General features: G+C 49.0%; 3 protein-coding genes and 1 pseudogene. All 4 read right to left on the bottom strand.

Features of this window, described 5'->3' with window-relative positions:
• A pseudogene (locus HMPREF2696_RS06035) lies at positions 1-884 on the bottom strand (hypothetical protein); the annotation flags it as partial.
• Positions 885-1,712 carry a phosphoadenosine phosphosulfate reductase domain-containing protein gene (locus HMPREF2696_RS06030; protein ID WP_141746351.1) on the bottom strand — a complete coding sequence of 276 codons (828 nt, stop codon included), beginning with the start codon at positions 1,710-1,712 and terminating at the stop codon, positions 885-887.
• Positions 1,705-2,211: a DUF1804 family protein gene (locus tag HMPREF2696_RS06025; RefSeq protein ID WP_004520456.1), complete on the bottom strand. Its 507-nt coding sequence runs from the start codon at positions 2,209-2,211 to the stop codon at positions 1,705-1,707. The genes HMPREF2696_RS06030 and HMPREF2696_RS06025 overlap by 8 nt, the downstream gene beginning before the upstream one ends.
• A 2-nt stretch (positions 2,212-2,213) precedes the next feature.
• The gene (locus HMPREF2696_RS06020) at positions 2,214-2,411 is read right to left on the bottom strand and encodes a hypothetical protein (protein WP_049343850.1); all 198 of its coding nucleotides are present in this window, start codon (positions 2,409-2,411) and stop codon (positions 2,214-2,216) included.
• Positions 2,412-2,426: the final 15 nt, after the last annotated feature.

Genomic DNA, 2,426 nt, shown 5'->3' with positions numbered 1-2,426 from the left:
TAAAACGCCTCGGCCACCGTCTCGCCGTCGTTTCGGAAAAGTTCCTCCCAGCGGTCCCACAAATCCATGCGGTCGGGCCAGCGTTTCATCGCCTTAAACTTAATACCGTGCCAAAACGGGTTATTTAAAGTGCGGTTAAGTACGCTGTCGTAATGCAAAATCGTGCCGATATAGATCACATCGTATTTCTGGCCGACCCCGCCCAGAGGCAATACCGTTTTAGTCAGCCACGCATTGAGCTTGTCGCGCTGTTCGGGATTGCGGACTTGCTCGTCATTCTCAATATCGTCCAAAACAGTTAAGTCAGGACGGTAAGGGCCGTGACGCAAACCGCGCAGCTTTTTACCGCTACCGGCCACTTGCACCTTAACGTCATTGGCCGTAACAATCGTACCGGCCTGCCATACACGGCCTTGTCCGCATACTTCTGGGAAGTCGGTTTTCAGGCGCGGATTAAATTCCAATTCCGCCTTGATGGCTTCGAGCATCGGGTATGCCTGGTCTATGCTGTCCATCACAATAACGGCATAATGTTTTTGGCCGGTCACAATACACCACAGCGTAAACAGCTGGGTAACCTGCGTCGATTTACCCTCGCCGCGCGGCGCACCCACCGCCTCATTTTCCCCTTTGGGGGAGCGGATAATCTCCGGCAGACGGCTGAATAAAAACGCATGCAGTTCGGATTTCTCAGGCGAGCGGATATAATGGGGGAAGTAGGTATTTACGAAATATTCGTAACCGCCTACTGGGTCAAATACCTTGGTACGGCGTGCAGCAATAGCCTTGGGCGACGCATCAAAGCCGTCCACTTCCGCTTCGATGACTTGGCGCAGACTGGCAGCAAGGACGGACAGGGATTTGAGGAAATCTTTGTTCTTCATTCAGACAGCCTGTAAAAATTCGCACGATTCAGAACATCCACCTTGATGGGTATAACTTACTGTTGGTTCAACAATTTCTTTTAATTTTTCAAGGTCGGAAACGGTACGATGCCGACGAAAGAAAAAAACGGGCGAGCCATCTCTACCGTTCGGATATAGCCGCTCCATCATTTTTGGAAATTCAAAGTATTCGGAGGCATCATTTAACGCATTAAGTAACTTGGCATCCGACTTTTTAAAACACCAGACACAGTTGCCTAAATATTCGAGGATGTTTAAATCAAAAGGCTGTTTTTTCCAGAAATCTAAAACATCTTGCTTTTCAGACGGCCATATATCTACCAATGGATAAATAATTTTTCTTTGGACAGCATCTGCCTTAATGCGTCTCGATTCGTCAACTCTGATACCAATAGCTGTATCAACGGCTGCCGTACCGAATTTCTCACGCGCCCACGAATTTATAACTGCCAGTTTTAGTTCTCTTGTGCAATGCGGGTTGGATACGTTAGGTATCGTATATTTTGCAATCATCGCCTGATAAGGCTCGCCATTTCTTGATGCTATTTCAAAATTGACCACCTTATGCCGAGTACCCTTGCCATGTTCAGAATTAATCACCGCTTCCAACCATACTACCGGCCAGCCAAACACTGTCTCACATTGATGTATAAACTCAAGCGTTTGTTCGTGTTCGCAGCCCGTATTGGCAAAGACAATAAATGGGGTGTAATTAGTAAACAACCCAAGATTATTCATAATCAGATGTGTCATGTACGCGCTGGTGCGACCACCGGAAAAACTAATCAACAAAGGTTCTTTATCCAAACTTCTTCTCCACTTCCGCCCCAAACGGCTCCAATACCTCCACAAAGGCAGGCAAATGTTTGGGGTGTTTTTCTTGCACAAACGCCATCAAGAACTCAATCAATTCCAAAGCCGTCGCCAGTTTTGACGTTTCCGGCATCACGCGGGCATTGGCTGATACGGTTTTCGTAAACGCATCGGCCAGGCTGGCCAACAGCTTCGCACGGTCCGATGGCGGCAAATCTTCGGTACTCGAATCCTGCAGCATCGTCATCGTGCTGTTGTACTGCACCATAAAACCGGCCAACATCGCACGGCTCAAGTCCTCAATACCGCCGCCGGCCAAAGTGTAGGCGGCGCGCATCTTATCCCAGTCGTCGCCTTTTTCCTTATCCGCACGTTTCCACGCACGCGCAGTGGCCTGCGGTATTTCGCACATCAAGGCCGCCGTTTCCAAAGTTTGCTCGCCGCTCACATAGAGCCGGCGTAACTTTTCACGGATTTCTTGCGGGTGAGCCATAATTACAGTCCCATTTTCGCTTTAAGCAATTCCCAGCCGACCGTAATCACGCCGCCGCCGATCGCGCCGAATGTAATGGCCGTGCGTTTCGTGTCTTGGCGGATTTGTGCAATTTCCGCCTGCATTTCCTTCTGATTTTTCAGAGTTTGATCAGTCTTGTTTTCAATACGCGCCAAGGCTTCCAAAATCGGGTCGCTCATGATTTGTCCGCTTTC

Origin of the sequence: Neisseria sp. HMSC058F07, assembly GCF_001810035.1 — a bacterium.
In the GTDB taxonomy this organism is placed as follows: domain Bacteria; phylum Pseudomonadota; class Gammaproteobacteria; order Burkholderiales; family Neisseriaceae; genus Neisseria; species Neisseria perflava.
This window is presented reverse-complemented; position numbering and strand designations above follow the sequence as displayed.

Coding starts and splice junctions, on each gene's coding strand:
- HMPREF2696_RS06020 (WP_049343850.1), bottom strand. CDS start 2,411: ATGAGCGACCCGATTTTGGAAGCCTTGGCGCGTATTGAAAACAAGACT.
- HMPREF2696_RS06025 (WP_004520456.1), bottom strand. CDS start 2,211: ATGGCTCACCCGCAAGAAATCCGTGAAAAGTTACGCCGGCTCTATGTG.